6 protein-coding genes and 1 rRNA gene are annotated in these 6,286 nt (G+C 76.4%); 5 read left to right on the top strand and 2 right to left on the bottom strand.

The annotated features are described in order from the left end of the window. The 3 genes from rrf to BD833_RS21270 all read left to right on the top strand — a co-directional run. Nucleotides 1-92: ribosomal RNA gene (gene rrf / locus BD833_RS21285) — 5S ribosomal RNA — on the top strand; the annotation flags it as partial. Nucleotides 93-1,379: 1,287 nt separating this feature from the next. Further along, nucleotides 1,380-2,393, top strand: coding sequence for a hypothetical protein (locus BD833_RS21275; protein WP_166535131.1), 1,014 nt, complete (start codon nucleotides 1,380-1,382; stop codon nucleotides 2,391-2,393). Between the two features lie 99 nt (nucleotides 2,394-2,492). After that, nucleotides 2,493-2,852 (top strand): single-stranded DNA-binding protein, encoded by a 360-nt coding sequence (locus BD833_RS21270; RefSeq protein ID WP_166535162.1) that lies wholly within the window; start codon nucleotides 2,493-2,495, stop codon nucleotides 2,850-2,852. 35 nt (nucleotides 2,853-2,887) lie between these two features. Here the strand turns inward: BD833_RS21270 and BD833_RS21265 are convergent, their stop codons facing one another. Further along, nucleotides 2,888-4,195 (bottom strand): DUF1015 domain-containing protein, encoded by a 1,308-nt coding sequence (locus tag BD833_RS21265; protein ID WP_166535161.1) that lies wholly within the window; start codon nucleotides 4,193-4,195, stop codon nucleotides 2,888-2,890. Nucleotides 4,196-4,293: 98 nt separating this feature from the next. Here BD833_RS21265 and BD833_RS21260 point away from each other — a divergent pair, with 98 nt between their 5' ends. Next, nucleotides 4,294-4,719, top strand: coding sequence for a tetratricopeptide repeat protein (locus tag BD833_RS21260; protein ID WP_166535160.1), 426 nt, complete (start codon nucleotides 4,294-4,296; stop codon nucleotides 4,717-4,719). Continuing rightward, nucleotides 4,716-5,834 (top strand): HAD-IIA family hydrolase, encoded by a 1,119-nt coding sequence (locus BD833_RS21255; protein ID WP_166535159.1) that lies wholly within the window; start codon nucleotides 4,716-4,718, stop codon nucleotides 5,832-5,834. The genes BD833_RS21260 and BD833_RS21255 overlap by 4 nt, the downstream gene beginning before the upstream one ends. A gap of 12 nt (nucleotides 5,835-5,846) precedes the next feature. Here the strand turns inward: BD833_RS21255 and BD833_RS21250 are convergent, their stop codons facing one another. Next, nucleotides 5,847-6,164 carry an alkyl sulfatase C-terminal domain-containing protein gene (locus BD833_RS21250; RefSeq protein WP_243737869.1) on the bottom strand — a complete coding sequence of 106 codons (318 nt, stop codon included), beginning with the start codon at nucleotides 6,162-6,164 and terminating at the stop codon, nucleotides 5,847-5,849. Nucleotides 6,165-6,286 lie beyond the last annotated feature (122 nt).

Below are 6,286 nucleotides of genomic sequence, written 5' to 3'. Positions count from 1 at the left end.
CGCCCGGTAACATTCCGAACCCGGAAGCTAAGCCTCTCAGCGCCGATGGTACTGCCCTGGAGACGGGGTGGGAGAGTAGGACGCCGCCGGACAACACTTCACGAACGGGGGTCAGAGCATTTGCTCTGACCCCCGTTCGCTTTTCCCGTTCCGCCGCCGGTTCGTAGCCGTGCAGGCGATCACCGAAGAGGTATCCACAACTGATGAGTGCTCCGCGACGCGGATCCGATGGTCCCGGGTCGGGCCGACCGACCGGCGATCCCCGATCGGGCTCGCGTGGGTCCCGGCCCCAGGCGAACCGGGGAGCCGCCGCCGGCGGTAACCGCCGTGACGGATCCTCGAGCTACCGTCCACGCGGTGACTGGCAGAGCCGTCGTCCGCGGGGTGAGCGCCCGCAGCGTCCGCAGGGTGATCGTCCGCAGCGATCGGACCGGCCGCAGGGCTCCTGGCAGGAGCGCCGCCCGCAGGGTGAGCGCCCGCAGCGTCCGCAGGGTGATCGTCCGCAGCGATCGGACCGCCCGCAGGGCTCGTGGCAGGACCGTCGCCCCCAGGGTGATCGTCCCCAGCGTCCGCAGGGGGATCGTCCGCAGCGCCCGCAGGGCGACCGGCCGCAGGGTTCGTGGCAGGACCGCCGCCCCCAGGGTGATCGTCCGCAGCGTCCGCAGGGGGATCGTCCGCAGCGGTCTGACCGGCCGCAGGGTTCGTGGCAGGACCGCCGTCCGCAGGGTGATCGTCCCCAGGGTTCGTGGCAGGACCGCCGCCCCCAGGGTGATCGTCCGCAGGGGGATCGTCCGCAGCGGTCTGACCGGCCGCAGGGCTCGTGGCAGGACCGCCGTCCGCAGGGTGATCGTCCCCAGGGTTCGTGGCAGGACCGCCGCCCCCAGGGTGATCGCCCGCAGGGGGATCGTCCGCAGCGGTCTGACCGGCCGCAGGGCTCCTGGCAGGACCGCCGCCCCCAGGGTGATCGCCCGCAGGGCGACCGGCCGCAGCGATCGGACCGGCCGCAGGGCTCCTGGCAGGACCGCCGCCCCCAGGGTGATCGCCCGCAGGGCGACCGGCCGCAGCGATCGGACCGCCCACAGGGCTCCTGGCAGGACCGCCGCCCCCAGGGTGATCGCCCGCAGGGCGACCGGCCGCAGCGATCGGACCGCCCACAGGGCTCCTGGCAGGACCGCCGCCCCCAGGGTGATCGCCCGCAGGGCGACCGGCCGCAGCGATCGGACCGCCCACAGGGCTCCTGGCAGGACCGCCGCCCCCAGGGTGATCGCCCGCAGCGCGTCGAGCACGCTCGGGGGAACTGGAAGGACCGTCGACCGTCGGATGCCCGAGGGTCGTCCGCCGGCCGGCCCGGAGGCGAGGTGCAGGATCGCCGTCCGCCCGTGCCCGCCGGCCCGGAGATCCCTGAGTGGGCCGACCCGCGTGACCTCGATCCGGCGATCCGCGCCGCGCTGCGCGGGCTCGACCCGCGGAACTCCGTGCAGGTTGCCGGTCACCTGGTCGTGGCCGGCTCGCTGGTCGACGAAGACCCCGAGACGGCGCTCGCGCACGCACGCGCCGCCCGCGACCGGGCGTCGCGGCTGGCCGTGGTCCGGGAGGCAGTCGGGGTGGCGGCATACCACGCCGGCGACTTCGCCGAGGCCGCGCGGGAGATCCGTGCCTACCGGCGCATGAGCGGCGACCACGGGTACCGCGCGGTGCTGGCCGACTGCGAGCGGGCGCTCGGTCGCCCCGAGGTCGCGCTGCGGCTGGTCGCCGACGCGCTGGCGGAAGGCGTGGACGCGGAGGAGACCGTGGAGCTCCGCCTGGTCGAAGCCGGTGCACGCCAGGACCTCGGCGAGCACGCGGCTGCCCGGCTCACCCTGGAGGCGGCTCTCGGCGGCCGCCGCGAGCCCGACGGCCTCGACCCGGCCGACGAGGGCCAGCTGCGGCTCGCGGCTGCCTACGCGGACCTCCTCCGGGCTCAGGGCGAGGACGAGCGCGCCGACCGGTGGTTCGACGAGGTGGCAGCGGTGGCCCCTGAGCTCGTCGGTGAGGAGCTCGGCGTCGAGTTCGCCGAGCAGGGCGACGACGAGGACCAGCCTGTCGACCTGACCGGCGATGACGTTGCCGTCGACCCCGCGGTGGACGCGGCCGTCGAGGACGAGCTCGTGGTGGACGCTGGTGCGGAGGACGACGCCCGCGGCGTGCCGGAAGCCGGAGAGCTCGCCGAGGCGGCCTCGGCGGACGACGCCGACGCTGACGCCGACGTGGCTCCGGTGGCGGCTGACGTCCCCACTCCGGTCGTCGGAGACCTCAGCGTGTCGTTCTCGAGCTTCGCGGACGATGTCGAAGCGGAGGTCGCCGAGCTGCTGGGTGAGGACACCGAGGAGGACGGGCCTGCTTCGGCGCACTGACTGCTGACAGCCCGCGGCGCTCCGTCCACATGCGGGCAGGGCGTCCACAGATCGGCCGCCGCAGGGCCACCGGCCTCGTCCGGCGGCGAGGCTGCGGTCATGACCGTGGCTGTGATCGACCGCAACGACGTGGTTCTGCGGGGGCGGGTGTCCGCCCCCGCAGAACTGCGCACACTTCCCAGCGGAGACCCGCTGGTCACCTTCCGGCTGGTGGTGCGCCGGCCCGTTCCCAGGGCCAGGGGCCAGTCGGTCGACGTCCTCACCTGCATCACCTACGACCGCGCACTGCAGCGGCGCATCGCCGCGTGGCAGCCCGGCGACGTGGTGGAGGTGGAGGGGGCACTGCAGCGCCGGTTCTGGCGCACCGGCTCCGGCACGGCCTCGGTGTGCGAGGTGAACTGCCGCCGCGGCCGCAAGATCCCCAGGTCGGCCGCACGGACGGCCGAGGAGACGGCGTGATCGACCCGTCCGCCGGCCCGACGCCTGCCCGGCCCTCAGCCGCCCAGCGGGCGCAGCACCAACCCGGTACGCGGCTTCGGCACGAACAGCGTCGACTTCCGCGGCATCCGTGCGCCGGCTCGGGCGACGGCGGCGACATCGGTGGGGGAGGGGGCCCGCAGCAGCACCGCCACCCCGGAGCGCTCGGCGGCGGTGCGCACCGCCTCCTCCAGGCTGTGCGCGATCAGCACCGAGTCCACCGTGTCGGGGCGGCCCCACAGATGCCCCATCAGGCCGTGGTGGGCGAGGACCACGTCGAGGTCCCGCCAGGACGCAGGGGCCTCGACAGGTACCGCCGCCCGGACGGCGGTGGACGCCGCGCTGAGGCGGACCAGCCGCCGGCCGTCGGTGAGCAGCAGCCCCCGCTCGGCCGGGTCGCCGAGCCAGGCCCTCGCCGCCGCGACCACCGCCGCCGCTTCCGCCCCGTCGACCGGGACGTCGGCGGTGACGAAGCCATGACCGGCGGCGGCCACCGCCGCCGGCAGTCCGAGGTCGGGGACGACCCGGTGGATCGGATCCACCCGCAGGCCGCCCGGCCCCATCGGGGTGACCAGCGCGAGGACGGCGTCGGTGCCCGAGGCGCACCGCTGGGCCCGGGCGTTGGCCCGTGCCGCCGCGAACCGGTGGTGCCCGTCGGCGATGACCGCCCCCGTCCGGCGCAGCGCCCTGCCCACCGAGTCGTGCACGGCCGGGTCGGCGACCCGCCAGAGCCGGTGGCGGACGCCATCGGTGTCGAGCAGCTCCATCGTCGGCGGCGTCTGCCGGACGGCCTCGGCGAGCTCGGCGACCTCGGGCTCGGGATCGTGCGCCAGCACGATCGGCTCCAGATCGGTCTGCGTCGCCGCCAGGAGTGCCCGCCGTCCCTCGACCGCTGCCGGGTAGGTGTCCTCGTGCGGGAGCACGGACGGCGCGTGCTCCGGGGGGAGGGTCACCGCACCGAGCCAGCCCACGGTCGCCGGGACCCCGTCGGCCGGCTGCAGCTCGTAGAGCCACAGGGCCGGGTCCGCGTCCCGCTCCAGGACACCGCTGGCCTCCCAGTCGCGCAGGGTTCGAGCGGCCTCCTCGACCGTCTCGCCGCCGCCGCCGGTGGTCGCGCGGGGCAGGATGAGCCGGACGATGTTGTGCGGATCGGCCTGGGCCAGCTGATCCCGGCGGGCGGGGCTGACCAGGTCGTAGGCTGGCGAGCTGACCCGGGCGAGGGCGTCGCCGTTCCGGTGCCCGTACGTCAGCGCGCGGAACGGGCGGACCTCGAGTCCGGGTACGGGTGGGGAGGCGGCCCGCGGGCCCGCCGACGACGACAGCACGACCAGAATCGTAGGTGGGGCGAGGTGGTCCGCCGGCCCGGAGCCGGACTGGCCCGGCGAGCGACGATCTGGCCGACGCGACCGACAGGAGGGCGGCGGTGTCCGAGAGGGTTCCCCGGGGGGACGGAGCGGAGGCCGCCACCGGTCCCGGCGGCGGGGTCTACGAGTGGTACCGGCGCGGGCTGGAGCTGCTCGACGACCGGAATCCGGCCGCCGCGGCCACCCTGCTCGCCCGGGCCGCCGACGCGGAGCCGGACTCGCGGAGCATCCGGGAGGCGCTGGCCCGGGCGCAGTACGACGCGCACCGGTACGGCGAGGCGGTCGCCAGCTTCGCCGCCCTGATCGCGGCCGACCCCACCGACGACTACGCGCACTTCGGCCTGGGCCTGGCCGCCGGCCGGGCCGGGGATCTCGGGGTCGCGGCCGAGCACCTCGCCCTCGCCGCGGCGATGCGTCCCGACCGGCCGCACTACGCCAGGGCGCTGCGCGACGTGCGCGCCCGCCAGACCAGGGAGTCGACATGACCGAGCCGGTTCCCACCCCGACGGGCCCGGGCCTGGCCGCCGGCTGCGCCGAGTCCCCCAGCGCGCGGTACGACGTGGCGCTGCTCGACCTCGACGGGGTGGTCTACGTCGGCCCCGACGCCGTCCCGGGCGTACCCGGAGCCCTCGCCGCCGCCCGCGCGGCCGGTATGCGGCTGGGGTTCGTGACCAACAACGCGTCACGCACCCCCGACGAGGTCGCCGCCCACCTCACCGAGCTCGGCGTGCCCGCGGACCCCGCGGATGTCATCACCAGCGCGCAGGCGGCCGCCGGCGTGGTGGCCGGCCTGCTCGGGCCGGCGGGTCGGGTCCTGCCGGTCGGCGGTCCCGGCGTGACCGCTGCTCTCCGGGCGGCGGGGCTCACCGTCGTCGGCGGCGCCGCCGACCGGCCGGAGGCGGTCGTGCAGGGCTACGGCCGGGAGGTCGGCTGGGTGCAGCTCGCCGAGGCGGTCGTCGCCGTCCGAGGGGGCGCCCGGTACGTGGCCACGAACGCCGACGCGACCGTTCCCTCGCCCCGGGGCCCGCTGCCGGGCAACGGCGCCATGGTGTCGGTCGTCCAAGGCGTCACCGGCGTCGACCCGCTGGTCACCGGCAAGCCGGATCCGGCCATGCACGCCGAGTGCGTCCGCCGCACCGGCGCCCGCCGTCCCCTGGTGGTGGGCGACCGGCTGGACACCGACATCGAGGGCGCCCGCCGCGCGGGGGCCGACAGCCTGCTGGTCCTGTCCGGGGTCACCGATCCGGCGGCCCTCCTGGCCGCCGCCCCGGTGCACCGGCCGGACCTGCTCGCCCCCGACGCCTCAGGTCTGCTGCGGCCGCATCCCCGCGTGACCGGGGAGGCCGGCACGTGGCGCTGCGGGGAGTGGTCGGCGCGCACGGCCGAGGGCGGCGGCGCGCTCGAGCTGATCGGACCGGCCGCCGGCGCGCCCGCCGGCGGCCGGGTGGACGACGACGGGCTCGACGCCCTCCGTGCCCTGTGCGCCGCCCACTGGGCGACCCATCCCGATGCGGGTGCGCCGACCGGCGTCATCGGCGCCGGGGAGGCGGCGGCCGTCCTGGTCGGCGGCTGGGGCCTGGCTCCTGCCGGCCGGCGGTGACCGGCCGTGCGGTCAGAGCAGCTTGCGCAGCCGGAGCAGGTCGCGCAGCCCCGCCTCGAGCTTCACCCGGCCGCTGGCCCACGCCGGGCCGAAGGACAGCCGGCCGTCGGTGAGCGCCACCAGGTCGTCACTGGCCATGGTCAGCCGGATGTCGGCCTTCGGTACGGCCGGGGTGTCGGCGACGGCGTGCAGGTCCCGCACCGCCCCCGAGCTCAGCCGTCCCAGCACGACCTGGTCGAGGTCGGGCAGCCGGCAGGACAGGCTGCGATCCAGCCCGGCCGCCGCCGGATTGGCGGCGAGGTCGCCGAGGATGCCGGTCAGGGCCGTCATGCATTCGTCCATCGTGGCCACGCGGGCGGGTCTCCCAGGAGTCGGCGGATCCGGTCGCACGACGCTATCGCGCTCCTCCGTCGGGGCCATCCGGGTCGGACCGGGCCGGTAACCTCCGCAGG

The organism is Blastococcus xanthinilyticus, assembly GCF_008124835.1.
Taxonomy (GTDB): Bacteria; Actinomycetota; Actinomycetes; order Mycobacteriales; family Geodermatophilaceae; genus Blastococcus; species Blastococcus xanthinilyticus.
This window is presented reverse-complemented; position numbering and strand designations above follow the sequence as displayed.